At 70.7% G+C, this 25,751-nt stretch carries 16 protein-coding genes; 2 read left to right on the plus strand and 14 right to left on the minus strand.

Annotated features, from left to right (window positions below; genetic code table 11):
- The 5 genes from IIE03_RS06590 to IIE03_RS06610 form a co-directional block, all read right to left on the minus strand.
- The coding region (locus IIE03_RS06590) for a type I polyketide synthase (RefSeq protein WP_318842843.1) at positions 1-8,469 on the minus strand (8,469 nt) is incomplete at its 3' end.
- 141 nt (positions 8,470-8,610) lie between these two features.
- On the minus strand, positions 8,611-9,543 hold the full coding sequence (locus IIE03_RS06595; protein WP_192861954.1) for a zinc-binding dehydrogenase: 933 nt from the start codon (positions 9,541-9,543) through the stop codon (positions 8,611-8,613).
- Positions 9,544-9,587: 44 nt separating this feature from the next.
- Positions 9,588-10,415 carry an NAD(P)H-binding protein gene (locus tag IIE03_RS06600; protein WP_192861955.1) on the minus strand — a complete coding sequence of 276 codons (828 nt, stop codon included), beginning with the start codon at positions 10,413-10,415 and terminating at the stop codon, positions 9,588-9,590.
- 67 nt (positions 10,416-10,482) lie between these two features.
- Positions 10,483-12,003 carry an FAD-binding oxidoreductase gene (locus IIE03_RS06605; protein WP_192861956.1) on the minus strand — a complete coding sequence of 507 codons (1,521 nt, stop codon included), beginning with the start codon at positions 12,001-12,003 and terminating at the stop codon, positions 10,483-10,485.
- A gap of 121 nt (positions 12,004-12,124) precedes the next feature.
- Entirely contained in the window at positions 12,125-13,201 is a 1,077-nt protein-coding gene (locus tag IIE03_RS06610; RefSeq protein ID WP_192861957.1) for an alkene reductase, read from the minus strand.
- Between the two features lie 127 nt (positions 13,202-13,328).
- Here IIE03_RS06610 and IIE03_RS06615 point away from each other — a divergent pair, with 127 nt between their 5' ends.
- Complete coding sequence (locus IIE03_RS06615; RefSeq protein WP_192861958.1) at positions 13,329-13,757, plus strand: MarR family winged helix-turn-helix transcriptional regulator; 429 nt, start codon at positions 13,329-13,331, stop codon at positions 13,755-13,757.
- 52 nt (positions 13,758-13,809) lie between these two features.
- Here the strand turns inward: IIE03_RS06615 and IIE03_RS06620 are convergent, their stop codons facing one another.
- From IIE03_RS06620 to IIE03_RS25680, 6 genes are all read right to left on the minus strand, one after another.
- On the minus strand, positions 13,810-14,337 hold the full coding sequence (locus IIE03_RS06620; RefSeq protein WP_192861959.1) for an ester cyclase: 528 nt from the start codon (positions 14,335-14,337) through the stop codon (positions 13,810-13,812).
- A 32-nt stretch (positions 14,338-14,369) separates the two neighbouring features.
- Complete coding sequence (locus IIE03_RS06625; protein ID WP_192861960.1) at positions 14,370-15,920, minus strand: FAD-binding oxidoreductase; 1,551 nt, start codon at positions 15,918-15,920, stop codon at positions 14,370-14,372.
- Between the two features lie 4 nt (positions 15,921-15,924).
- The gene (locus tag IIE03_RS06630) at positions 15,925-17,457 is read right to left on the minus strand and encodes an aspartate aminotransferase family protein (RefSeq protein WP_192861961.1); all 1,533 of its coding nucleotides are present in this window, start codon (positions 17,455-17,457) and stop codon (positions 15,925-15,927) included.
- Positions 17,454-18,317 (minus strand): alpha/beta fold hydrolase, encoded by an 864-nt coding sequence (locus IIE03_RS06635; protein WP_192861962.1) that lies wholly within the window; start codon positions 18,315-18,317, stop codon positions 17,454-17,456. The genes IIE03_RS06630 and IIE03_RS06635 overlap by 4 nt, the downstream gene beginning before the upstream one ends.
- A gap of 7 nt (positions 18,318-18,324) precedes the next feature.
- A complete protein-coding gene (locus IIE03_RS06640; RefSeq protein WP_192861963.1) occupies positions 18,325-19,641 on the minus strand; it encodes an FAD-dependent oxidoreductase in 1,317 nt (438 codons plus the stop codon).
- A 172-nt stretch (positions 19,642-19,813) separates the two neighbouring features.
- Positions 19,814-21,319, minus strand: coding sequence for an AfsR/SARP family transcriptional regulator (locus IIE03_RS25680; RefSeq protein ID WP_318842844.1), 1,506 nt, complete (start codon positions 21,317-21,319; stop codon positions 19,814-19,816).
- A gap of 1,059 nt (positions 21,320-22,378) precedes the next feature.
- Between IIE03_RS25680 and IIE03_RS06650 the strand changes: the two genes are divergently transcribed.
- Positions 22,379-23,797 (plus strand): ATP-binding protein, encoded by a 1,419-nt coding sequence (locus tag IIE03_RS06650; protein WP_192861964.1) that lies wholly within the window; start codon positions 22,379-22,381, stop codon positions 23,795-23,797.
- Positions 23,798-24,106: 309 nt separating this feature from the next.
- Here IIE03_RS06650 and IIE03_RS06655 read toward each other — a convergent pair whose 3' ends face one another.
- The 3 genes from IIE03_RS06655 to IIE03_RS06665 are packed head-to-tail and all read right to left on the minus strand — an operon-like array spanning position 24,107 to position 25,731.
- Positions 24,107-24,619 (minus strand): hypothetical protein, encoded by a 513-nt coding sequence (locus tag IIE03_RS06655; protein ID WP_192861965.1) that lies wholly within the window; start codon positions 24,617-24,619, stop codon positions 24,107-24,109.
- Positions 24,619-25,110, minus strand: coding sequence for a YxiG-like protein (locus IIE03_RS06660; RefSeq protein ID WP_192861966.1), 492 nt, complete (start codon positions 25,108-25,110; stop codon positions 24,619-24,621). Before IIE03_RS06660 ends, IIE03_RS06655 begins: the two co-directional genes overlap by 1 nt.
- 18 nt (positions 25,111-25,128) lie before the next feature.
- On the minus strand, positions 25,129-25,731 hold the full coding sequence (locus tag IIE03_RS06665) for a DUF7660 family protein (protein WP_192861967.1): 603 nt from the start codon (positions 25,729-25,731) through the stop codon (positions 25,129-25,131).
- Positions 25,732-25,751 lie beyond the last annotated feature (20 nt).

Here is a 25,751-nt window from a genome sequence, read left to right on the forward strand (position 1 = left end):
CAGGTCGCACTCCCCGCTCCGCAGCGACGCGGCCGCCAGATGCAACGCCACCAGCGACGACGAACACGCCGTGTCCACCGTGACCGCGGGGCCCTCGAGGCCGTAGGTGTAGGCGAGGCGCCCGGACACGACGCTGGAGAGATTGCCCGCCAGCAGGAAGCCCTCGAACTCCTCGGGTACGGAGGCCAGCCGGGACGCGTAGTCGTCGTACATGGCGCCGACGAACACCCCCGTGGCGCTGCCCCGTAGGGACGCCGGGAGGATCCCGGCGCTTTCCCAGGCCGCCCACGCCACTTCCATCAGCAGGCGCTGCTGCGGGTCGGTGGCGGTCGCCTCGCGCGGGGAGATCCCGAAGAACTCGGCGTCGAACAGGTCGGCGTCGTGCAGGAAGCCGCCCTCCCGCACGTACGACGTGCCGGGGTGCTCGGGATCCGCGTCGTAGAGCGCGTCCAGGTCCCAGCCACGGTTCACCGGGAAACCCGACACCGCGTCGACGCCGTCGGCGACGAGCCGCCACAGGTCCTCGGGAGACTCCACGCCACCCGGATAGCGGCACGCCATACCCACGATCACGATCGGGTCGTCGTCCGCGACGCGCGTCGTGGCCCGGACGGCGGCGCGAGCCGGCGCGTCGATCCGTGTCAGCAGGTAGGTGCTCAGCGCGGTCGGCGACGGGTGGTCGAAGACCACCGTCGCGGGGAGCCGCAGTCCCGTCGTGCCGGCGAGCCGGTTGCGCAGTTCGACACCGGCCAGCGAGTCGAAGCCGAGATCACGGAACGCTCGGCCTGCCGGGACGTTCGCGGCACCCGCGTGTCCGAGCACCTCGGCCACGGTCCTGCGGACCAGGTCCAGCACCACTTCCTCGCGCTCCGGTTCCGCGAGCGCGCGCATCGCGTCCGGCCAGGCGCCGGCGGGACCGGCGGAGGCCGGAGCCGGGCGCCGGGACGTGGCGGGAACGATCTCGCGCAGCGTGGCCGGGGCGTCCGTGCCGAGGGCACGCAGCGCGGCACGGTCCATGGCGACCGGCGAGAGCACCGGCCGGCCGTCGGCCAGCGCGGTGTCGAACAGCCGCAGCCCCTCGTCCGCGGTCAGCGGGAGGAAGCCCGACCTGCGCCAGCGGGCGACCTCCCCTTCCCCGAGCTCCTTGCCCATGCCGTCCGCCCAGAGGCCCCAGGCCAGCGACATGGCGGGGAGCCCGAGGCCGGCCCGGTGCAGCGCCAGGGCGTCGAGGTAGGTGTTCGCCGCGGCGTAGGCGGCCTGCCCCGCCGTTCCTGTCAGGCCGGTCACCGAGGAGAACAGCACGAACGCCGTCAGGTCGAGCTCGGCGGTCGCCTCGTGCAGGATCCACGCCGCGTCCGCCTTGGGCCGCAGCACCTCGTCGATCGACCCCGGTTCCAGCGATGCCAGGGTCCCGTCCACGACGACGCCGGCGGCGTGCAGCACGCCGGTCAGCGGCCGGTCGGCGGGGATGTCGGCGAGGAGGTCCCGGACGGCGTCGGCGTCCCCGATGTCCGCCGCCCGGACGACCGGACGCGCGCCGAGCGCGGTCAGTTCCGCCATCAGGTCGGCCGCACCGGGCGCGTCGCTCCCGCGCCGGCTGACGAGCAACAGGTCACGGACGCCGTGGCGCTCGGCCAGGTGACGCGCGACGATCCGCCCGAGCCCACCCGTTCCGCCGGTGACGAGCACGGTGCCGTCCGGGCCGAACGGCACGGTGGCCGGTTCGTCCGGCCCGGCCTCGTCACGTACGGCCGGAGCCGCCTGCAGGCGAGGTGCGTAGGCGCGGCCGCCACGGACGGCGACCTGTGGTTCCCGGGTCGAGAGCGCCGGCGCGACGTCGTCGTCGGACTCGATGTCCACGACGACGAACCGGCCCGGGTACTCGGACTGGGCGGTGCGGACCATGCCCCACACCGTCGACGCGGCGAGACCCGGGAGCGGGGCATCGGGTGCCACGGCGACGGCGCCCCGGGTGACCAGGACCAGTGGTCGCGGGTCGGTGTCCGGATGGTTCCGCATGGCGGCGAGCGCGCGGTGCGCGTTCTCGTGCGGGTCGATGCCGTCGAGCTCGACCGTGACGTGATCCGGGGAGGCTCCCGTCGTCTCGACGGGCTGCCAGGCCAGGGCGAGCAGGGAGCCGGGCGCGGCGGTCTCGGCGACGGGGCGCAGCACCAGGGAGCCGATGGAGGCGAGGGGGACTCCGTCGTCGTCGGCCAGGAGGAGCGCGACGTCACCGTGCGCGTTCGGGGTGACGCGGACACGGGCCGTCGCGGCGCCCTGCCGGTACACCTCGACGTCCGACCAGGTGAACGGCAGCCAGACGCGGCCCTCCTGGGCCAGGTCCAGCACCACCGGGTGCAGGACGGCGTCCAGCAGAGCAGGGTGCAGGCCGAAGGGTCCCGCCTCGGCGGTCAGGGACACCTCGGCGAAGAGCGTGTCGCCACGGCGCCAGAGGGCTTGGACGCCCTGAAAGGCAGGACCGTACTCGTAGCCCAGCGCGGCGAGACGGTCGTAGAGGTCGTCGACGGATTCGGCGACGGCGCCGGCCGGAGGCCAGTCGGCCAGGTCGTCCCCGTGCGAGGTGCCGGTACCGGCCGGTTCCAGTGAGCCGGACGCGTGCCGGCTCCAGGCGTCGTCGGTCCGGCTGTGCACGGTGAGGCGGCGGCCGCCGTCGTCGTCCGGGGCGGAGATCCTCACCTGGACGGGCACGGAGCCGTCCGGCCCCACGAGCAGCGGCTCCTCCAGCGTGAGTTCGGTGAGCGTGCCGGCGCCGACACGGTCGGCGGCGGCCAGGGCCAGGTCGAGGAAGGCTGTTCCCGGCAGGAGCACGGCGCCGTTGACCACATGGTCGGCCAGCCACGGCCAGGCGGAGCGGCTGATCCGGCCGGTCAGCACGTGCTCGTCCCGGTCGGCCAGGTCGACCGTCGCGGACAGGAAGGGGTGAGCCCCCGCCTCCTGGCCGAGGCCGAGCGCGTCGGTGTGCTCGACGGGTCGCAGCCAGAAGCGCTCGCGCTGGAAGGCGTAGGTCGGGAGGTCGACCGGGGCGGCGCCGGGGAAGAACGGTGCCAGGTCCACCGGAGCGCCGTCGACCAGCGCGGCCGACAGCCCTCGCACCAGGCTCTCGGCCTCGGGGCGACCGTCCCGGAGCAGCGGGATCGCCCCGGGGACGAGCCCGCTCAGCACGGCGTCGGGGCCGACCTCCACGAACCGGACCGCCCCCTCACCGGCCAGCGCCGCGGCGGCGTCCGCGAACCGGACGGGCTCGCGGATCTGCCGCACCCAGTAGGACGGGTCCGTCAGCTCGCCGGGGGCGGCGAGTTCGCCGGTGAGGGTCGAGACCAGCGGGACGGAGGGCTCGTGGAGGGTCGCGGACTCGGCCATCCGTCGGAATTCCGGGAGGATCCCGTCCATGTGCGGCGAGTGGAAGGCGTGACTCACCCGCAGCTCCTTGACCCGGCGTCCTCGGGCGCGCCACTCCTCCGCGAGGTCGCGGACGGCGTCGGCGTCCCCGGAGACGACCACGGAGTCCGCGGCGTTGACCGCGGCCAGCACGGTCGTGCGCCCGTCGGTGACGACCTCGTCGGCGTTCGCCTGGATCGCGGTCATGGCCCCGCCGGGCGGGGCGCTCTGCATCAGGCGTCCCCGGGCCGCGACCAGTCGCGCGGCGTCGTCGAGCGACATCACGCCGGCGATGTGGGCGGCCGCGTACTCGCCGATCGAGTGACCGGCGACCAGGTCGGGGACGAGTCCGTGCGCCTCGAGGAGCCTCGCGAGCGCCACCTCGACCGCGAAGAGCGCGGGTTGTGCCGCACCGGTCCGGCCGAGTTCCTCGGCGTCGTCGCCGAAGACGACGTCGAGCAGCGGACGGCCGAGGTGCTTGTCGAGCGACGCCGCCACCTCGTCGAGGGCCGCGGCGAACGCCGGGTAGGCCGCGTACAGCTCACGCCCCATCCCGAGCCGTTGTGCTCCCTGCCCGGTGAACAGGAACGCGGTCTTCCCGGCACGCGCGCTCCCGCGCAGGGTGCCGTCCCCCTGTGCCAGGGCGTCCAGCCCGGCGAGCAGGTCGTCCGCATGACGACCGACGACGACGGCGCGCTCCTCGAACAGCGTCCGGCCGGTCGCGAGCGCGATCCCGACGCCGTCGACCGCGAGCCCTTCCGCGGCCTCCCGCAGCCGGGCCGCCTGCGCCCGCAGCGCCGTCTCGTCCCGTGCCGAGAGCACCCACGGGGTCGGCCCGGCCGGCGATCCGGCGTCGCCGGCCGACGACGCCGGGCCCGTAGCCGGCGGCTCCTCCAGGACGACGTGTGCGTTGGTCCCGCTGATCCCGAAGGAGGAGACCGCCGCACGACGGGGGGTGGAGGAGGCCGGCCAGGGCCGCGGACCGGTGAGAAGGCGAACGGTACCCGCCGACCAGTCGACGTGGGGCGTCGGGGCGTCGACGTGGAGGGTCTTCGGCAGGGTCTCGGCATGCAGCGCCTGGACCAACTTGATGACGCCCCCGACCCCGGCGGCGGCCTGGGCGTGACCCACGTTCGACTTGAGAGAGCCCAGGTAGAGGGGCTCACGGCCGGCACGGTCCCCGCCGTACGCGGAGATGATCGCCTCCGCCTCGATCGGGTCGCCCAGACGGGTCCCCGTGCCGTGCGCCTCGACGACGTCGATCTCGGCGGGGTTCAGGCGCGCGTCGGCCAGCGCGTCCCCGATGACCCGGCGCTGGGCCAGGCCGTTCGGGGCGGTGAGACCGTTGGACGCGCCGTCCTGGTTGATCGCGGAGCCCCGGATCAGGGCCAGGACGCGATGCCCGTTGCGCCGGGCGTCCGAGAGGCGCTCGAGCAGGAGCATTCCGGCGCCCTCGGCCCATGCCGTGCCGTCGGCCGCCGCGGCGAAGGGCTTGCAGCGGCCGTCCGGGGCGAGGCCACCCTGACGGGTGAACTCCACGAACATCCCCGGACCGGACATCACCGTGGCGCCCCCGGCCAGCGCCAGCTCCGTCTCGCCCGCACGGAGGGAGCGGACCGCCAGGTGCAGTGCCACCAGGGACGACGAGCAGGCGGTGTCGATCGTCACGGCCGGGCCGGTCAGGCCGAGGTGGTAGGCGATCCGGCCGGACATCACGCTGCTGGTGCTGCCCGTCAGGACCTGCCCCTCGACCTCAGCGGGTGCCTCGTGCATCCGGGGGCCGTAATCGAGCGTCGTGGCGCCGACGTATACCCCGGTCCTCGAGCCCCGCAGGGAGCGCGGGTCCAGGCGCGCGCGCTCGGCCGCCTCCCACGCCACCTCGAGCAGGATCCGCTGCTGCGGGTCCATGGCGAGGGCCTCGCGGGGCGAGATCCCGAAGAACGCCGCGTCGAACATGCCCGCGTCGTGCAGGAACCCGCCCCGGTTCACGGCCAGGTCCACGTCCCAGCCCCGGTCGGAGGGGAACTCCGAGGTGGCGTCCCGGCCCTCGGCGACCAGCCGCCAGAGATCCTCGGGCGAAGCGACGCCACCCGGATACCGGCAGGCCATGCCCACGACGGCGATCGGCTCGTCGTCGTCGGCCATCGCGCGCTGCGACCCGGCCTCGGCGCGCTCCCCCGAGAGTTCGGCGGTGAGATGCTCGATCAGCGCGGACGGCGTCGGGTGGTCGAACAGCAGACCACTGGCCAGGCCGAGCCCGGTCGCCGTGGCGAGGCGGTTGCGCAGCTCGACCGACATGAGCGAGTCGAACCCGAGGTCCTTGAAGGGCAGTCCGGTGTCGACCGGCTGGCCCGGTGCGTACTCCAGCACCGCCGCGACCTCGGCCAGCACGAGCTCGTCCACCGCGCGCATCGAGGTGCCGGCCTTGGTGGGCTCCGCGGCGGGGCCGTCGACCGCGGGCTCTGCCGTCCGGCGTGCGGCCTGGTCGGCCGGGGCCGCGGAGGTACCGGGCAGCCAGTGCCGGGTCCGCTCGAACGGGTAGGTGGGGAGCGGGACGACGGCGGCGCCGGCGAAGAGGGCCGCCCAGTCGACATCCGCACCGCGGACATGTGCGGCGGCGACGCCGGCCAGCACGGTCTCCGGTTCGGGGCGGGACGAGCGCAGCAGCGGCTGGCTCACGCTGTCCTGCGGCTCGCGCACCGAGGCGGCGGCGAGTGCCGCGCAGACCGCGTCCGGGCCGACCTCCAGGAAGGTCGTGGTCCCCGCGGACTCCAGCGTGCGGACGGCATCGAGGAACCGCACCGGCCGCCGCACCTGGTCGGCCCAGTACCGGGGCGAGAGCCACAGGTCCGTCTCCTCGCGGCCCGTGACCGTCGAGACCATCGGGACGGAGGGCGGGTGGTACACCAGCCCGTCCGCGACCCGGCGGAACTCGTCCAGCATCGGTTCCATGAGGGATGAGTGGAAGGCATGGCTGACCGCGAGGCGACGGGCCTTCCATCCCTGGCGCTCGGCCGCGGCCGCGAACTCCTCGATCAGGACGAGTTCGCCGGAGACGACCACGGACGCGGGACCGTTGACCGCGGCGACGGCGAGGTCCTCGGTGAGCAGCGGGAGCACATCCTCCTCGGCCGCCTGGACCGCGAGCATCGCACCCCCGGAGGGCAACGCCTCCATCAGCCGCGCCCGAGCGGCCACGAGGGCGCAGGCATCGGCCAGGTCCAGGACTCCGGCGCAGTGGGCTGCGGCCAGCTCGCCGATCGAGTGGCCGGCCAGTCGGTCCGGCCGCAACCCCCAGGACTCGACGAGCCGGAACAGGGCCACTTCCAGCGCGAACAGCGCGGGCTGGGTCCATGCCGTCCGGTCGAGGTCGTCACCGCTGGTGATCACGTCCCGGAGCGATCCGGGAAGCAGACCGTCGAACTCGGCGCAGACCGCGTCGAAGGCGCGGGCGAACTCGGGGTACCTGTCGTACAGCCCGGCGCCCATCCCGGCGCGTTGTGCACCCTGGCCGGTGAACAGGAACGCCACCCCACCCGGCGTCACCGAGCCCGTCACGGTTCCCGGCGCGGAGGTACCGTCCGCGACGGCGTCGAGGCCCCGGCGGAAGTCGTCGCCGTCGGCTCCGATCACCACCGCGCGGTGGGCGAACCTGGTCCGGCCCGTGGCCAGCGACCATCCGACGTCGGCCGGTGCTCCGTCGACGGAGCGCAACGCGGCGGCCTGAGCGGACAGGGCTTCTCGCGTACGGGCCGAGAGGACCCACGGGATCGGCGGCCGCGTCGCGGAGGACGACGCGCGCGGAGTCTCCGGCGCGTCGGTCAGGACGAGGTGGCAGTTGGTGCCGCCGATGCCGAAGGAGCTGACGCCTGCGACGAGGGGACGCGTGGGCGCGGGCCAGGGCGTGAGGGAGTCCTGGACCGCCAGGCCCAGCCTGTCCAGCGGGATGTCCGGGTGCGGCGTGGCGAAGTTCAGGCTCGCCGGGAGCCTCCGATGATGGAGGCTGAGCAGCACCTTGAGGAGGCCCACGACTCCCGCGGCTCCCTCCAGGTGCCCGACGTTGGTCTTCGCCGAGCCGACGCGCAGCGGGAGGTCACGCCCGGCGCCCAGGACGGCACCGAGGGCAGCGGCCTCGATCGGGTCGCCGACCGGCGTGCCCGTCCCGTGCAGTTCCACGTACTGCGCCCCCGAGGGCTCGATACCCGCCGCGTCGTAGGCGGCGCGGAGCACCCGCTCCTGCGCGGCGACGCTGGGGACGGTGAGGCCGTCCGCGGGACCGTCGTTGTTGACCGCGCTGCCGCGGATGACGCCGTAGACGCGGTCGCCGTCGGCCAGGGCACGGTCGAACGGCTTGAGGATCAGCGCGCCGCCGCCCTCGCCCCGGACGAAGCCGTTGGCCCGGGCGTCGAAGACGTACGCCGTCCCGTCCGGCGACAGCCCACCGAAGCGTTCGGCCGTCGTGGCCGCCTCGGCGAGCAGGTTGAGGTTGACGCCGGCCGCGACGGCCAGGGCGGAGCCGCCGGACCGCAGCTCGTCGCACGCCAGGTGGACGGCGACGAGGCCGGACGACTGCGCCGAGTCGACGGTCAGGCTCGGGCCCCGCAGGCCGAGGTGGTGCGAGATCCGGTTGGCGATGACGCCCCGGTTCACCCCCGTGAAGGTGTGCTGGGTGATCGCGTCGACTCCGCGCTGGTAGGTCAGGGCCGCGTAGTCGTCACGGTGCGCACCGACGAAGACGGCCGTCTCGCTGCCGGTCAGCGTCGCGGGAACGATCGCCGCGTCCTCCAGCGCCTCCCAGACCAGCTCGAGCGCCAGCCGCTGCTGCGGGTCCATCGCGGCGGCCTCGCGCGGCGAGATGCCGAAGAAGCCCGGGTCGAAGCCGTCGATGCCGTCGAGGTACGCACCCCAGCGGGCGCCGCCGGGCCCGCTGCGCTCCGGCGGCATCTCCCGTACCGCGGTGGCCCCCCGCTGCAGCATGTCCCAGAACTCGCCCGGGTTCTGCGCGCCGGACAGCCGGCAGGAGATCCCGATGACCGCAATCGCTGTCTGACCGTCGCTGATTGTCGCCACGCCGGAAGACTAACCGAGCAGAACGACACCAATGCAGTCGAACAGTCATTGACTGGTAATTTAGTGCAATTACCGTTGAAACACCCGTGTCACCAGGACGAACCGTCCTGGTGACACGAGACAAGGCGCTTGACGAGGGGCTCAGCGGAGGCCGGGCTCCCGCACCACCTCGAGGACCGCCTTGCCGCGCACCTTCCGGCCGAGCAGCTGCGACGCGGCTTCCGCATAGGAGTGCCAATCGCCCCGCCAGCCGATGGCAAGGTCCAGCCTTCCCTGGTCCGCCAGGCGGACGAGGTACCGCAGGTCGCCCCCGAGCGGGACGGAGATGACGAACGTCTCGATGCGCCCCCCGTCGTGCCTGATCCGAGCCTCCTCGAAGTCGATCGTCGTCGGCTCCTTCGACGCCATGCCGACCGCCACGACAACGCCTCCGCCCGAGAGCCGCCGGTACGCGTCCGCCAGCTGCCGGCCGCCGACGTTGTCCACGACCGCGTCGACCCGTCCCTCCACGGCCCCGGGGCCGAGGACGACCTCCGCCGCACCCAGTTCGAGGAGCCCCTCGCCCCGCTCGGGCGACCCGACGGACGCGACCACCTCCGCTCCGGCCAGGCTCGCAAGCTGCACGGCGAACCTACCGACGCCGCCGGACGCACCCGTGACGAGGACGCGACGGCCGAGAACGGAGCCCAGTCGGCGGACGGCCTGGAGCGCGGTGACGCCCGCGACGGGGAGCGCCGCGGCGGCTGCGAGGTCGACGCCGTCCGGGACGACCGCGAGCTCGGCGGTGTCGACCGCCCGGAGCTCCGCCCACGCACCCGACCAGCCGAAGGTCACCACGCGCGCCCCGGCCGGCGGGCCGGAACCGTCGGCGGCGGCGGCGACCACGATGCCCGCCGCGTCCCAGCCGGGGATCGTGCCGTCCGGCAGGTCCGGCGTCCGGAACGCGACCTCACCGAAGTTGAAGGAGAATGCGGCGACCTCGACAAGAGCCTGCGACGGACCGGGCTGCGGCGTCGGCGCGTCGTCCAGTCGCAGCATGTGCTCGCTGGCTCGGTGGTGGATCAGGGCCTTCATCGTGAGTCCGATCTGTCGTGTGCGAGGTGTTCGCCGATGGCCGGTCAAGAGCTCCACAGGTGGGCGTGCTCGGTGACGAAGTCCTGGACCGCGCGCGGCGCGTTGCCCGTGACCGTCTCGACCGCGTCGCTGACCACCGCGAACGTTCCGTCGTGCACCCGGCCGAACATGTTGCCGACGACCTCGGCGAGCCACGGAGCGGCCCCTGCGACGGCCTGGTTCAGCGGGACGTCCACCGCCTTGACCGCTGTACCGGTCGCGGCGGAGATGCCGGCCGCGATGTCGGCGGTGGTGACCGCCGCGGGCCCGGTCAACGTGTAGGTCCGGCCCTGGTGGGTGGCGGGGTCCACGATCGCCTGCACCGCGACGGCCGCGATGTCGCGGGTGTCGACCCAGGCGATCGGCGTGCCACCGGTGGACAGGCTGATCGTCCGCTGACGGCGGATCGACTCGAGGAAGTAGCGGGGGTCCGTCAGCACCTGCTGGAACCACGACGGGCGGAGGATCGTCCACCGGTCGGCGTTGTTCGTGACGGCGGCCTCGACCCGCCGCACCCAGCCGTCGGCCGCGACCCGTTCGGCACCCTGCTCGGAGACCAGCACGACGTGGGCGCCCGGCGCCGCCGCGATCAGCTGCTCGATCAGCTCGGGCGAGTCCTCGACGTCGGGCCGGCCGAGGTAGATCGCGTCCGCCCCACCGACGGCCTTGGGCCAGGTCGTCTGGTCCCGCCAGTCGAAGGCGACGGTCGTCGGCAGCTGCGGGCTCCGCGAGGATCCGCCGCGAACCTCGGTGTCACCGCGTCCGGCGAGCTGTGCCACGACCTCGCGGCCGGTCTTGCCGCGGGCTCCGGTGACGAAGACGGTTCGGGTCATGTGAAGGAGTCCTTCCCAGGTGCTGTCTGGATGATCTGGTCGACGGCGGCCGGCTCGGCCGCGCCGGTCACGTCGTGGGGCGAACGGACAACCCGTGACTGAACTCGCCGCGCGGATCCCACTGCTCCTTGACGGCCTGGAGGCGGGGATAGTTGTCCCCGAAGTACAGTTCGTGCCACGGGACACCGGAGTCGTTCAGTGCGGGATCCGCGACATCGGCGTCGGCGTAGTTGATGAAGCATCCGTCCGTGACGTCGTCGCGTCTCGGCACCCCGCCGGACGAACCGTAGACGTCCGCATAGCACTCCCGGATCCACCGGTCGTGACGCACGTCCTCCGACGGATCGGTCCAGAGCGTCACGTAGAGCAGCTTGAGGACGGAGTCGCGCTGGGACACCGCCGTCGCCCCCGGGGCGATCTCGTTGATCCGCCCGCCGTAGGAGACCAGGGCCACCATCGAGAACGGGTTCTCGTAGTCGTCCCGCGTCAGCTGCCGGTAGAGCGCGGCGAGCTGCCCGGCGGGCATCGCCTTCCGCAGGTACGCGGACTTGGCCTTCCAGCGCGGCAGCGACGGTTCCACGAACCCGAACCATTCCCGCACGACGTAGAACCACGGCAGGACGCTGCGGTCGTTCACCGTGCAGTCGGCGCCGACGCCTTCGCTGACCGCCGCGAGGAACCGGTCCAGCATCTCGTCCGCGCCAGGGAGCCCCGCATCGATCTGGGTACTCATCCGGAACGCCCCCGCGGCCCGGTGCTGCGTCTTGAGCTGGCTGTAGAGGCCGACGTAGGGCGAGTCCGGCGCGGAGTTGGCCTCGTGCCACGCGCCGAAGTTGCGCACGAGGCGCGTGAAACCCTCCTCGGTCAGGTCGTCCCACGACCAGGCGACGTCGGACACGATGAGTTCGGCGGGCGGGGCGGGCAGCTGGTCGGCCGGCTCGGCCGACCCGGTTCCGGGCGCGCGCAGCCAGTACCTGGTGATCACGCCGAAGTTGCCGCCGCCCGCGCCGGTGTGTGCCCACCACAACTCACGGTGCGGGTCGTCCGGCTCGCTGGTCGCCACGACCGTGCGGCACCGTCCGTCCTCACCGACGACGACGACCTCGACGGCGTGGAGGTAGTCGACGGTGAGTCCGTGCCTCCTGGACAGTGCGCCGTAGCCGCCACCGACGATATGCCCGCCCGCACCGACCGTGGGGCACGTCCCCCCGGGAAGCGTGACCCCCCAGCCGCGGTACAACGTCTCGTAGACCCGCCCCAGGGTTGCCCCCGGCTCGACGGCGAACGCCCGGCGCTCCTCGTCGTAGTACACCGCGTCCAGGCCGGCCAGGTTGATCACGACCTGGACGTCGGGGGACGTGGTGAAGTCCTCGTCGCAGTGCCCACCGCTGCGCACCGCTAACTTCAGGCCCTGGTCGACGGCCGCCTGCACGGCTTCCACGACCTCGGCGACGGAGGAGACCAGGTGCACGTATCGCGGCGCGCCCACCCACCGGGTGTTCGCGCCGCTGATCAGGCCCCGGTAGCGAGCATCGGCTCGTCGAACGGTCGCGCCGCCCGCCAGGGCAACCGGCGAACTTTCGTGCATGGAGCAGGACCTCCCGGTCGGATCTGGGTGCCGGCGGCACACCGAGGCTTGTCCGGGCCGGAGACCGCCCGGACAAGCCTCGACGCACCTCGCACGACGGAGGGCAGCTTGCCTGTCCGGCCTACTTCTCGAGCGTCGGGTAGTCCGTGTACCCGACCTCGTTGCCGCCGTAGAACGTCTCCGGGTTCGGCGTGTTGTACGGACCGCCGGCCTTGATGCGCACGTCGAGGTCGGGGTTGGCGAGCCACAGCGCCGCCAGGGACACCGCGTCCGCGACGCCCGACGCCATCGCCGACTCCGCCGCCTCGGCCGTTGCCGGGTAGACCTCCATGGTCTCGTGCGGGTTGAGGATGAACGTGCCCGGCCAGGCATCCCGGAGCTGCCGGGTCAGGTCGCGCGTGCCCATCTCGATCACGTGCAGGTAGGCGATGTCGAGCGCCGCGAGCTCCTCGAGAAGCGCCACGTACACGGGGGCCGGGTCGTTCTCGACGATGCTGTTGTACGGGCTGCCGGCGGCGATCCTGATGCCCACGCGATCGGCACCGACGGCCTCCGCGACCGCACGCACGACCTCGACCGCGAAGCGGATGCGGTTGGCGATCGAACCGCCGTACTCGTCGGTGCGCAGATTGGTGTTGTCGGCGAGGAACTGGTGCAGCAGGAAGCCGTTCCCGCCGTGCACCTCGACGCCGTCGAAGCCGGCCTCGATGGCGTTGCCGGCGGCCTGGGCGAACTCCTCAACGGTGGCGGCGATGTCCTCCGTGGTCATCTCACGCGGCGTCGGGTGGTCGAGCGGCCCCTCGAAGCTGATCATCTGCTCGCCGGACGCCACCGCCGACGGCGCGATCGGCAGCTCACCGTTCGGGTACAGCGACGGGTGCGCGATCCGGCCGCAGTGCGTCAGCTGCGCCACGATGCGGCCGTCCTTCGCGTGCACCGCGTCGGTGACCTGACGCCAGCCGGCCATCTGCTCCGCGGTGTGCAGGCCGGGGGTCAGGATGTAGCCCTGGCCCAGCACGCTCGGCTGAATGCTCTCGGAGACGATCAGGCCCGCGGATGCTCGCTGAGCGTAGTACTCGGCGGTCATCGGGGTGACGACGCCCTCCTGGGTCGCCCTGTTTCGCGTCATCGGGGCCATCACCAGACGGGACGGCAGCTGCAACGCGCCCACCTTCACCGGGTCGAACAGAGTGCTCACGATTTCTCCTCACTGAACGCGCCTGAACATGAATTACTTGAGTCGCTCACGGACACCCTCCCACAGTTCCTTGAGTGGATCAAGCACCATGCTTTAGTCACTCACGTACGTGGCGTACCATCGCCATATGGCTGTACCATCTGTCCCCGCGAACGCCGCGACCGCCCTCGAACAGGCGATGTTCACGTTCGTCGACGCCTACAACCAGGCCTGGGAGACCGCCGCTAGCGAGCACGACATGAGCACGGCCCACGCCTGCGTGCTCGGCCGCGTCGAAACCCGACGCAGCATGGGTGAGCTCGCCGAGGAACTGCGCTGCGACGCCTCCAACATCACGCAGATCGTCGCTCGCCTCGAAGCTCGCGACCTGGTCCATCGCGAGCCCAATCCCGAGGACAGACGGTCCCGGCACATCGTGCGCACGCCCAGTGGCGACGACCTGTACGGCGAGTTCGAGCAGTCCTTCGAGTTCCCCAGGGCGGCCGCGGCGAACCTCGACGACGCGGAACGTGAGCAGCTCACGGCACTGCTGCAGAAGGCGCTGCGGGCCGCCTGACGCGACGGTGGCCGCGCCCCGACCCGGGCACGGCCACCCGCACGCCTCCCGGTCACGCCGCGGGGAGCAGGCCGAGCTGTGTCGCCATCTCGAGGTTGTCGTAGCGGATCAACCAGGTGGAGATCCTGCCGCCGGAGAACTGGTAGATGTCGTAGCCCTCGAGGTCGAACTTCCTGCCGGTGGCGTCGACGCGAGGAGCCGGGTTCTCCGGGGGCCAGCCCACGATGTCGCCGGTCAGAGTAGCCGTGCCGCGCCATCGCACCGCGAGGCTGTCGCCGTCCAGCGCGAGATACGGTGCGCCGATCTCGGCGAACTGCATGTCCGGGAACGCGTTGTAGGTGATCTCGGCGAAGCGGCGGAACTCGTCCTTGCCGCGGGTGAAGCGGCCTTGCATGGCCGGGTCCTCGACGTAGACGTCGTCCGTGCACATCTCGAGTTGTGCGTCGATGTCCTGCGCGTTCACCGCGTCGAACCAGCGGGTCATGAAGCCGTCGAGCGCGGCCGGCAGGGACCCGTCGAGCTGGGCTCGCGCCTTGCTGTAGGTCTCGGCGAGGTAGTCGGGGTGTTCTGTGGTCGACATGGGCTTCCTTCGAGGTCGGGTGCGGACGGGATTCAGTCGGGCCGGCGGACGGCGAGCGCGTGGGTGAACACATCCTGCGGATCCCACCTCGACTTGATCCGCTGCAGCCTCGGGTACGCGCTGCCGAAGTACAGCTCGTGCCAGGCGACGCCCGAGGTGTTCAGCGTCTCGTCGAGCAGGTCCGCATCGATGTAGTTGAGGATCGCGCCGTCGCCCGCACCGCGACGGTCCGGCACCCCTCCCGTCGACGCGTGGACGTCGGCGTACCAGCGGCGCAGCCACGCGAGGTGCGCCGCGTCGTCGGCCTCGTCGGCCCACATCGTCAGGTAGAGCAGCCTCAGGACCGAGTCGCGCTGGCCGACCGCGGTGGCCGACGCGTCGATCGCGTTGACAGCTCCCCCGTAGCCACCGATCTCCACCATGGTCGCCGGGTTGTCGAAGTCCGGGTCGGTCAGGTGGCGGTAGATCGCCCGCAGCTGCTCGTCCGGGAAAGCGGTCCGCAGGTAGGCCGACTTCGCCTTGAAGCGGCCCTTGCCCTCCCAGCCGTCTCCGCCGAGGCCGGCCCAGGCGGTCACGTGCCCGAGCCAGTCCACGGTCCTGCGCTCCTCGCGGTAGGTCAGGCCGGTGCCTTCGACGACCGCGGCGAGGAACTCGTCGAGCAGCTCCTCGGCGCCCGACGTCGCGGCATCGAGCTCCGTCGACATCAGGAACTCGCCCGCCGAGACATGGCGCGGCTTGAGCGCGCCGAAGAGGTTGGCGGCCCGGGAGCCGGGAACGCTGTTGGCCTCGTGCCACGCGCTGAAGTTCTTCAGCAGGCGGGTGAAGGCCTTCTCCGTCATCGCGTCCCACGACCACGCCGTCTCCGAGACGATCAGTTCCCGCGGGGCGCGGGGCAGCTGGGCCGCGGGATCGTCGCCCTCGGCGTCCGGCGAACGCAGCCAGAACTTCGTCACCAGCCCGAACGTGCCGCCACCGCCGCCGGTGTGGGCCCACCACAGGTCATGGTTCTCGTCGTCGGGGTTCCGGCCCGCGACGACCTTGCGGGCGCGGCCGTCGCCGTCGACGACCACCACCTCGACGGCCTCGAGGTGGTCGACGAGCTGACCGAGCTGCCGGGACAGCGGTCCGTACCCGGCGTTGGTCATCTGCCCGGCGAGCGCCACCGGCGGCCCCGCCCCGGCGGGCACGGTGACGTGCCAGCCCTCGTACAGCCTCGTATAGAGTTCCACCGTCGAGATGCCGGGTCCGACGGCGAACGCGGACCGCTCCGGATCGAACTCGACCGACCGCAGCTGCGAGGTGCTGATGAGGGCGCGGACCTCCTGGTTGGTGAGCAGGTCCTCGTAGCACGCGCCACTGCTGTGGATCGCGAACCGATCCCCGTTGTCGATCACGTGCTGGACCGCGTCGACCGCTTCGTCCGCCGTGGCGGGCACCAGGACGTAGTCGGGCGTTCCCGCCCACCTGCCGTTGAAGCTGGCAGTCAGTGCTGTGTACCGTTCGTCGCCGGGCTTGACGACCTCGACGTCGGATAGGGGCATGTCGTCCTCGTCTCTCGTGTTCGTGGCGAGCAGGGCGGCCACGAGCTCAGCCGATCGGGGCCAGCCGCCGGCCGTCCGTGTCGCGGATCTGTCGGCACAGCTCGCGCAGCGCCTCGGTGAGCCTCGCGATGTCGGGGGCGCCGATGTACGCGGACGGTTCGAAGCGCAGCGTGTACACCGCACTCGAGGTGGGGAACGTGCGGATACCGTGCTCGCGGAGCAGGTACCCGGACAGGAAGTAGCCGAAGAACCCGGAACCGTGCAGTTCACGCAGCGTCTCGGACGTGGCGTCGCCCTGTTCGAAGAACTCGAGGCCCACCATCAGGCCGCGTCCCCGCACGTCCTTGAGGACCTCCGGGAACTCCTCCTGCAGGCCGCGCAGCGCGCTCCGCAGCTCCGTCCCGCGCGACTGCGCCGCCCGGTAGACCCCGCCGTCGTCGGCTTCGAGCATCTCCAGCACCTTGCCCGCGATCAGACACGAGAAGCTGTCCTTCGCGAACGTCGAGCTGTGCATCATCTCGAAGCTGGTCTGGTAGCGCGAGGCCCGCACCAGCATCACCGCGGCCTTGGCGATCCCGCCGCCCAGGCTCTTGGCCATGGCGTAGTAGTCTCCCCGCAGACCGAGGTGACTGCTCGCGAGGAAGGCGCCGGTGCGACCCATCCCGCTCTGGATCTCGTCCACGACGACCGGGATGTCGAGCTCGGTGGCCACCCGCCGGACGTCGCGGACGAACGTCTCCGGCAGCTCGTGGATGCCGCCCTCACCGAGGATCGGCTCCAGCACCACCGCACAGAACCTCGGGAAGGGCCTCCGGACGACCTCGATCCGGTCACCCTCCACCACCACGTCATGCAGTTCTCGGCTCTCGGAGCGGACGATGTCGTCCACCGCGCCGGGCTCGTCGACCGGCACGAACCGGGCCTGCGCGGCGAGCGCCGAGAACACCGCCCGGTAGACCGGGTTGTAGGTGAGTTGCGTGCTGCCCGCGAGCTTGCCGTGGAACGACCCGACCGGTGCCAGGAACAGCGGCGTCTGGGCGATCAACGCCTCGTTGTGCGCGACGACGTCCGCGACGACGGCGTCGACCCCTCGCGTCGTGACGGTTCCGGCGGCGGCGGCCGCCTTTGCCGCCTCGAGGTTCGCGCCGATCTCGGCGCGCAGTCCCTCGATCCGGGTGTAGCGCTCCAGCTCCGCGTGCTTCATCGCGGCCTCGATCGCCTCGGCGCCGCTGTTCGCGAAGATCGCGAAGTAGGGCTCGTCCGAGCCCGTCTCCCTCTGGATGATCCGATTCAGCCTGGCCGCGACCTCGTTGGCGTACGGGTGACGGGAGAACTGGGCATGGATCGGCGTGTGGCCGGCCAGCAGCTCCTGCGCATAGGCGACGAGCTCCGGGTTGCTGTGGCCGAGCATCGTCGACCCGTAGCCACCGACGAAGTCCAGGACGGGGACCTCCTCGTCGCCACGCCGGTAGTAGAGCCGGTCGCCCTCTCCCCGGACGTACTCGACGTCGAGGCCCGCGGTGGCCAGCACCCCGCGAAGATAGGGTTCGGCGAGTTCCTCGAGTGTCACCTCGGTCATCGTCCGACCCCCTGCTCGGCCTCGGCGAGCCGCACGATCTCCGCGGCGACCGCCTCGGGTGCCTGCTGCGGCTGCCAGTGCGAGGTCTCGGGCAGGGTGACGAGCCGGTACCGGCCCGTCACGTGCTCTTCCGTCTTCGTGACCGAGAGCCTGCTGACCGCGGTATCGGTCGGGCTCCAGACGAATGTGGTGGGTACCGGGACGGTGCCGAACCCGAACGGCTCACCGAGCAGGTTGTTCGCCCGGTACCAGTTGAGCGCCGCGTCCAGGACGCCCGGGTCGGAGTGCTTGCGGACGTACCTCTCCACCTGCTCGTGGGTGAGGACGCCCTCGCCCGCCTGCGCGAACCAGGCCCGCAGCTGCGCGGAGTCGTCGGCCAGGAACTGCTCGGCGGAGCCGCTCGCCATGAGCATCTCGACGTACTGGGAGCCGTGCTGCTGCTCTTCGTCGACGCGGAAGGCGTGCTGGTAGGCGTCCAGGTGGGGGATCGCCAGCGCGACCAGGCTCCGCACCCGCGCGGGATGCTTGGCGCCCAGGTACCACGCGACCGCCGCGCCCCAGTCGTGCCCCACGACGTGCGCGGACTCGATCTCGAGACGGTCGAGGATGCCGAGCACGTCGCCGGCGAGAAGTGGCAGGGCGTAGTCCGCGACGTCGGCCGGCCTCGCGCCGTCGGAATAGCCACGCTGGTCGGGAGCGACGGTACGCAGTCCGGCGTCGTGCAGGAGCGGCGCGACCTCGGTCCAGGACCGCCGGCTGTGCGGGAAGCCGTGCAGGAGCACGACGACGGGGCCGTCCGCCGGGCCGTCGACGTCCACGTCGAAGGTGAGGTCCCCGAGTGAGATCTGTTCACGTGTCATCGGTGTCTCAGACCCCCAGGATCTTGGTCTCGAGGTGCGGCTCGTGCAGCACGGTGTAGTGGTCCGCGAGGCCGATCACGCGCTGGAACGCGCGAGACACGTCGGCGTCCCGGCTGGCGGCCTCCTGGGTCTTCGAGATGAACTCGTGCGTCTCGGTGATCTCGGGGGTCCGCTCCCCTTCGACCCCGGGGAAGGCGAGGTCCGAGCTGACTGCCATGTCCCAGCAGCCGTCGATGGCGTCCTCGGCGAGGTCCTTGAAGTAGGCGAGGGGATCGACGGGGCCGCCGTCGGCGACGTGCTTGCGCAGCACGATCGAATCCAGCGCGGCGACCGTCATGCCCTGGGCGTAGCTGGGGTTGAAGCTGGCGACCGCGTCGCCGATCACCAGGAAGCCGCTCGGGAAGTCGGACATGAGCTCGTAGTGCCGGCGCAGGTTCGTGGGGAACTTGTACGCGACCGGGTCGTTGAGCGGCTCCGCCTTCTGGAGGATGTGGTAGATGTCCGGGGCGGCGAGAGACTTGATGAAGTCGAGGTAGCCCTCGGGGTCCGTCGGCGGGTGGTCGCCGAGGATGCCGTAGGCGGTCACGATGGCCCGGCCGCCGTCGATCTTCTGGCAGATGCAACCGCGCGGGACGTCGACGGAAGCGACTGTGTTGACCGAGATGTCGCCCTCGAACGCCTCGTCCGGGATCTTGTAGTACCGGGTGGCGTAGCCCATCCCGATCTTGTGCTTCTCCTCCGGGACCCTCTCGTAGCCCAGGTCCTCGAGCCACACCGGGGCGCGGGAGCCGCGGCCGGAGGCGTCGACGACCAGGTCCGCGGGCAGCAGGGTCTCGTGCTCACCTTCGGGAAACACCCAGAGGCCACGGACGTGCTTGCCGTCGTCACTCACCTCGAGCCGGCTGATGTCCGTCTGCTCCGACAGCACGACGTTCGGCAGCGCGAGGACGCGGTCACGGATGTGCGACTCGAAGAACGGCCGCGACGCGGTGAGGCAGACCAGCCCGGAGTCCGTCTGCACGAGCCGCTTGGCGTTGAGGATCCATCGCACGTCGTTGGACGCGTCCCCGACCGCCGCGCCGTCGGCGACCATCTGGTCGGTGATACCGGGAAAGTGCTCCTCGGTGATCTGCTGGCCCCGTGAGAGCAGGCCGTGCAGGTGGTGTCCTTGGGGCAGGCCACGCCGGAGCAGGTTCGGCCCGGTCAGGTGATCCCGGTCGACCAGGGTCACCGTGTCGTAGCGGTCTGCCAGGACGCGAGTTGCGAACAACCCCGCGATCCCTCCGCCGAGCACGACAGCGCTCGTAGTGCCATGTGGATTCATTGCGCCTCTCCTCTGGGGAGCAAGTCTTGTGTGCTCGCAGGCGCCTCGATGCTTGGCTCGTGGTGCCTGCGACGATCCACCGCCAGATGCCGGATCGCGGTCAACGTAGCGGGGCCCGCATCACCAGCCGGTCATCGCCCGGAAACTGCAGGAATTACCGAAACCTCCAGTACTACTGACCACGGTCGCGCCGCGCCCCGGGCAATACCGCTCTGACTCCCGGGGCCGCCGCCCCCACCGGGTGACCGGCCGTCCCACCCGTCACCGGGCGACCGGCCGTCAGGCCCGCTGCCGCACTCGCGACCAGTCGGCCCTCCGTGGCGTCCGGATCGCACGAGAAGGTGAACTGCAACTCGGCCTCCCGGCGGGTTTCGGAGCAGATGAGCAGTTCACCGCTGGCCGCCGCCGCGAGCAGGGCCTGGCAGGTGTCCACCGCGGACCCGCGGACCACCAGGCATCCGTTCGGCTCCGGAGCACTGTGGACCAACGCCGTTCCCGTCGCGACGGCGATCTGAGCGCCTTGGTCGCCGGCGTCCAGCTGCCGCCGGATCTCCCATCCGGCCCGCACCGCGCGATAGGGACCGTCACCCATCAGGCCCATCTCGAAGACCGCCATCGATGTCGAACCGAACGAGACGGTCGGCACCCCTCCGAACGTGCGGACGGTCCTGCGCACCAGGCCGCTCGTCTCGTCCCAGGACCTGTCGACCCTTCCCGGCACGGCCCCGGAATTCGTCGCGCTCCGAACCAGCAGCACACTTCTCCTGTTCTGCGCCGTCCCCTGCTCGGGCTGTCGGAGCGGCGGCCACGCGGGAGCGTGCGCCACGGCCACCGCACCCGCCCCGGTTCCAGCCGCCGAGCCGCCCGCACCCGCAGGCTCACCTGACAACGCAGGGTCGTGATTGAGAATCGCCCGCTGGAGCAGCTGCAGCTTCTGGCTGGGCTCCAGGCCGAGCTCGTTCACGAGGGCGGTGCGCATGCGGGCATAGACATCGAGCGCGTCGGCGTGCCGGCCACTGCGGTACAGCGCGAGCATCAATTGGGTGCAGGCCCTCTCCCGGAGCGGCTCGTTCTCCACCATCATCTCGAGCTCGCGCAGGATCTCGTGCTGCCGGCCACAGGCCATCGCGGCGTCGAAGTAGTCCTCCAGGACGTCCAGCCGCGTGTTCTGCACGGCCACCAGCTCGGGCCAGGAGATCCCGGCCTCCGCCAGGTCGCTGAGCACCGGCCCACGCCACAGGTCCAGGGCCCGGCGCAACGTGTCGACCGCGCCCTCCGGGCGCCCCCGGCTCAGGTCGGCGCGCCCCTCGTCCACCAGCCGATGGAAGACGTACAGGTCGACGTCTTCCTGGTCGGCCATGAGGAGGTAGCCGGGCGGCCGCGTGACGAGCGTCGCCTGGCCCGCCTGCCGATCATGATCCGTGAGGACACGGCGCAGCCCGCTGATCGCGTTGTGGAGGATCTTCCGCGCCGTCACCGGCGCCTCGTCGTCCGGCCAGAGCGCGTCGAGCAGCGCGCTGGTAGCCACCACCTTGTTGGCACGGAGCAGAAGCACGCCAAGGGTCGCGCGTTGCTTCGTTCCAGCCAGAGGAATGATCTGCCCCTGGTCCCGGTCCCGGACCTCCAGTGGGCCAAGTACACGAAAGCGCATCAATACCTCCCAAAGATTAACTATCATGACGAGTCCCGCGGCAGGCGAGTCACTAGATTTCAGGTTCGACGACCATGTGCGTCAGGCGTGCCCGTTCAGCCGGTCGGCAGCGGCCGATGGCGAGGATCCGGGGGTGTTCGGGCGGGCCGCCAGCTCTCCTGGCGGGCGCGAACACGGAGGCGATCTGCCGACCGCACTCGCGGTCGGCCTCGGCGCGCCCGTCGACGGCGGACGTTCTCCGGCGGCCGGAGGCCCGCGTGACGTGATCGACCGGCCGGCAACGCCGGAGGACGTTCCGTTCCATGACCTGGACAGGGCAGAGCGAGTCACGATGGGCTCCCGGGCAGGACAGCAGGATTCACTCACCCGCGCACAGTCGCGAGCGGGAGGGCGCGTCCATCGACAGGTCAGGACCCGGCCACGGACAAGCTAGGGCACCCGATCAGCCCCTGCAAGGAAAATGCTTGATTCACTCACGCATGGATGGATGTGCCAACTCGCCCACCTTGTCCTAGACAACGCTGTCACAAACATGTAAAGTGAACCTTTTGCCCGCGTGAGTTCCCTCACGCGGCGATCGGAACGGCACGGGCGCGAGACCGACGCCGCAGGGCAGGCGGGCATGGATGTCGCAGTGGTGGACCACGACGATCCTCGCCGGGGACATCCGGGCGGCGGTACGGCGGGTTCCGGCGTCCGACGCGGGACAGACGACGTAGTACCGCGGCTGGATGATCCCCACGGCCGCGTACGGACGCCTCGCGACCGGGCTCCAGGCCCGGGGAGTTCAGCTGCTCGCTGATCCCACCGCGTACCGCGCAGCGCACGAGCTTCCCGGGTGGTACGACGCATTCGCCGACCTGACTCCCACCAGCATCTGGCGCGCAGGCACTCTCCGCTGGACCCGCCCCGTGGCCAACGTTGTGACTCATCCGATCTGGGCACCTACCTCGGATGCGTGCTGCTGCGTTCCGTCTCGTGGCGCCGCTCGGCTCGGGCCTGGTTGCGCGAAGCGATCGGAGGGATACTCTTGTTGGTGAGAGTCTCTCCGATGAGACTCTCACCAACGAGAGTATCTGGAGCGTTATGGACGGGTTCATCGGCCGCGAACGTGAGCTCGCCATCCTTGATGGCAAGCTCAGCAAGGTGCGTGCCAGCAGGTGGGGACCTGCCGGCCAAGCAGTACTGATCCGTGGACGACGGCGCGTCGGCAAGTCACGCCTCGTGGAGCAGTTCGTCGAGCAGACCGACATACCTCATGTCTTCTTCACCGCGGTCGGCGGCAATCGGGACGAGGACCTGGTGGGCTTCGTCCACGAAATCACCGTCTCAGATCTCCCGGAGGGTGCGTCCGCTGCAGACTTTGCTGATCCCACCACCTGGGACGCGGCGTTCCGTGTCCTGGCGTCGGTCTTGCCACAGGACTCGCCGAGCATTGTCGTGATCGATGAGCTTCCCTACCTCGTCCGTGACGACCCAGCGTTCGAGGGTGCACTCCAGAAGGCGTTCGACAGAACCCTGTCGAAGCTGCCGGTCCTGCTACTGCTGATCGGGTCCGACATCGCGATGATGGAACGCCTCAATACCCATGGACGCCCCTTCTACCAGCGCGGCACGGAACTGATCGTTCCACCTTTGACGCCCTCCGACGTCGCATCGATGCTTGGCCTCCAGGCCGCAGACGCGTTCGATGCGTACCTTGTGACGGGCGGGCTGCCTCTCCTCCTGACCGAGTGGGACACGGGAGAAGGGCTGTGGAACTACCTGGAACGTGGGCTGCATGACCCCACGTCGGCACTCCTCGTGAGCGGTGAGCGCACGCTGGCCGCCGAGTTCCCCACCGAAGCCCAGGCGAGATCGGTCCTCTCGGCTATCGGGCATGGCGAGCGTACCTACTCGCTGATCGCGCGAGCGTCCGGCATCGGACCGAACGTCTTGAACCGATCGCTGCAGCTTCTCGTCGAGCGTCGCGCCGTCGTGGCTCGAACGCCGCTGTCGACGAGGCCTAGCAAGGAGACCCGCTACTGGATCGACGACCCGTACCTCCGGTTCTGGCTGTCCTTCGTCCAGCCTGGGATCGCTCAGATCGAACGCGGACGTGGTGACCGAGTGTTCGAAACCGTGCGAAAGCAGTGGACGACCTGGCGCGGCAGGGCGATCGAACCCGTGATCCGCGATGCACTCTGGCGATTCGCGGATGACGAGATCGCACCCGGAACCAACGTCGTGGGGGGCTACTGGACGCGGACCAACGACCCCGAGATCGACCTGGTCGGAGCCGACCGCGAGCCGATCGCCAAGACTCTGACGTTCGTAGGCTCGATCAAGTGGCTGGAGAACCGGCCGTTCGATCACCGTGACGCCACGCGACTCGTCGTTCATCGCTCGCAGTTGCCGGGAGCCACGGACGAGACCCCACTCGTGGCGGTGTCCCGCAGCGCGGCGTCGCTCGACGGGCTGACGATCATCGGGCCTGACCGCCTGCTCACCGCCTGGGACGAGTAGAGACCCGAATGCTCGAGAGATCTGGACGGCACCGCGTCTGCTGCGGTCAGGCCGTCAAGAGCGGACGAGCCAGCCCGTACGCCGGGTTCTCCTGGAGGGTGGGGCGGTATGTCTCGCGGTGTCCAGCGGGTTGGTTGGGCACCGCGAGAACGTTGGGATTTTGCGGTTCCTCAGCGGTCGCGGCGCGTTGGTGAAGCTGGCGTCAGACGGGCCCCGACGGTGCTCATGTGTACCCAATGTGTACCCGCCGCTCTCCTCGCACGGCACGGTCGGTCTCATCACGGCCGAGCAGCGCGCACATCCGCTGTGTCAGCCGATTCGATGCCAGGCGTACTCAGCCTGCGGGTCGTCGAACGACAGCCCGTTCTCGTCCAGCGCGTTGTAGACGGTCACCTGCCCGCCGTCGAACACGAGATGGACAGCGACCATGCCGCCAGCCATGTCGCGGCCCCGCCATTCGAGCAACGAGACTTGCCTGACGGACTGACCTTGGAGGCCCGACAAGACCGCCGCCGCGTCGCTCCGCCAGCACAGGTCGAAGGTCTCGAACTGCACAGGACCGCCCGGGTCGACCGTGTTCCAGGTGAGTGACAACTCATCGAACTTGTGGTGCTGAACCTCGACCTGCTCACCGTCAAACTCCAAGAGCACCGGCGCGTCGGCGAACCACTCGTCACGCTCGCGATCCCAGAGCAGCCACGCCCGAGTGAGGCGCCGACCAATGAGTCCAGCAAGACGCCGTCGATGCGTTTCCGCGATCGTCGCGAGGCCACGCCGATAGGCCGGCTGGTAGCCCTCGACGCCGAAGTACGGGTAGCTCATCACGGCGCCTCATCCAACGCGACGATGACATGACCGGTGGCGACCTGGTCGATGCGGAGGTCGGAGAAGACCAGTTCGATGTCGTGAGCGTTCGTCTCCACGCGCGCCGTGTGGAACGGGACTCCCAGCTCGGACGCCCATCGTGCCGCCTCGTCGGACTCCGGTAGAAGCCGGATTCCTGGGTAGAGGGCCTGCCACCGCACGCCCCAGACATACCCGTCCGGTTCGCCGGCCCGCTCCCAGGCGAGGTGGTCGGTGAACTCATCGCCGAGTGACGTCGCCCAGACGTCGCGCCGCACAGTCGTGGTCGCGGTCGCGCGAACACAGTGGGTGAACCGGTAGCGCAGGTGTTCCGGTGCGATTCCGGTGCGCGGATCCGCGGTCGCGTAGATGTAGAGGTCGTAGTCCCTCATGTAGTCGACGTAGCCATGGAAGACAAGGGCCTGGTCGAAGATTTCGTCGAACGCGTCCTGGAGTTGGTGCCGGTCCACACTGCATCCCTTCTACTTCTACTCGTAGGTGGTCGCGGCGTGGAGCATCCGCGCGACGAGGTTCCAGGAAGGCGTCTCGGGTACCGATTCGCCGTTGCCCAGGTAGTAGCCGTCCAGGTCGCGGGTCCACGCGGCGAGTGCGTGAAGATAGTCGGGCAGGGTCGCGTTCTCCCAGGCGTCGGGCGATGCGGCGCTCGTGCTGGCGAGTTCGTCGATGAACGACGCGAGTTCGTCGCGGATGCGTGGTGAGTCCAGCAGCGGTGTTGCTGCTGGGTTCGGGTGTGGATGCCAGGGTTGCGGTGGTGCGGGTTCCTTGCGCAGGTAGACCCACTCTTCTCCGGCCAGCAGCGTCCGCTCCTCGGGTAAGACGGCGGCGACGGCGTTCAGTCTGACCTCGACATCGTCGGGGAAGTCGGCGAGGACGTGAGTCTCCACGAGCGAGCAGTCCTCGCGATCCGTGGCATCGGGATCGTGGTCGTAGATCATGCGGCCCTCGATCCCGGACTCACCGAGGAGCACCGTCACGCCCCGCAGGCTGGGCGTGACCGCATCCCACAGCGCCCGTTGGAGTGAGAGCAGGACCGTAGTCCGCGGCAGGCCGGCCGATGGGGTCGATGACATGCTCAGATCCTCGCAGGCTG

The sequence above is a fragment of the Myceligenerans pegani genome, from assembly GCF_014892515.1.
GTDB classification, from domain to species: domain Bacteria; phylum Actinomycetota; class Actinomycetes; order Actinomycetales; family Cellulomonadaceae; genus Myceligenerans; species Myceligenerans pegani.

Bases quoted from the DNA above. Each gene is read 5' to 3' on its own strand.
- IIE03_RS06595 (WP_192861954.1), bottom strand. From the start codon at position 9,543: ATGAAGGCCCTGATCCACCACCGAGCCAGCGAGCACATGCTGCGACTG.
- IIE03_RS06620 (WP_192861959.1), bottom strand. From the start codon at position 14,337: ATGTCGACCACAGAACACCCCGACTACCTCGCCGAGACCTACAGCAAG.
- IIE03_RS06640 (WP_192861963.1), bottom strand. From the start codon at position 19,641: ATGAATCCACATGGCACTACGAGCGCTGTCGTGCTCGGCGGAGGGATC.
- IIE03_RS25680 (WP_318842844.1), bottom strand. From the start codon at position 21,319: ATGATAGTTAATCTTTGGGAGGTATTGATGCGCTTTCGTGTACTTGGC.
- IIE03_RS06665 (WP_192861967.1), bottom strand. From the start codon at position 25,731: ATGTCATCGACCCCATCGGCCGGCCTGCCGCGGACTACGGTCCTGCTC.
- IIE03_RS06655 (WP_192861965.1), bottom strand. From the start codon at position 24,619: ATGAGCTACCCGTACTTCGGCGTCGAGGGCTACCAGCCGGCCTATCGG.
- IIE03_RS06650 (WP_192861964.1), top strand. From the start codon at position 22,379: ATGGACGGGTTCATCGGCCGCGAACGTGAGCTCGCCATCCTTGATGGC.
- IIE03_RS06615 (WP_192861958.1), top strand. From the start codon at position 13,329: ATGGCTGTACCATCTGTCCCCGCGAACGCCGCGACCGCCCTCGAACAG.
- IIE03_RS06605 (WP_192861956.1), bottom strand. From the start codon at position 12,003: ATGCACGAAAGTTCGCCGGTTGCCCTGGCGGGCGGCGCGACCGTTCGA.
- IIE03_RS06600 (WP_192861955.1), bottom strand. From the start codon at position 10,415: ATGACCCGAACCGTCTTCGTCACCGGAGCCCGCGGCAAGACCGGCCGC.
- IIE03_RS06635 (WP_192861962.1), bottom strand. From the start codon at position 18,317: ATGACACGTGAACAGATCTCACTCGGGGACCTCACCTTCGACGTGGAC.
- IIE03_RS06630 (WP_192861961.1), bottom strand. From the start codon at position 17,457: ATGACCGAGGTGACACTCGAGGAACTCGCCGAACCCTATCTTCGCGGG.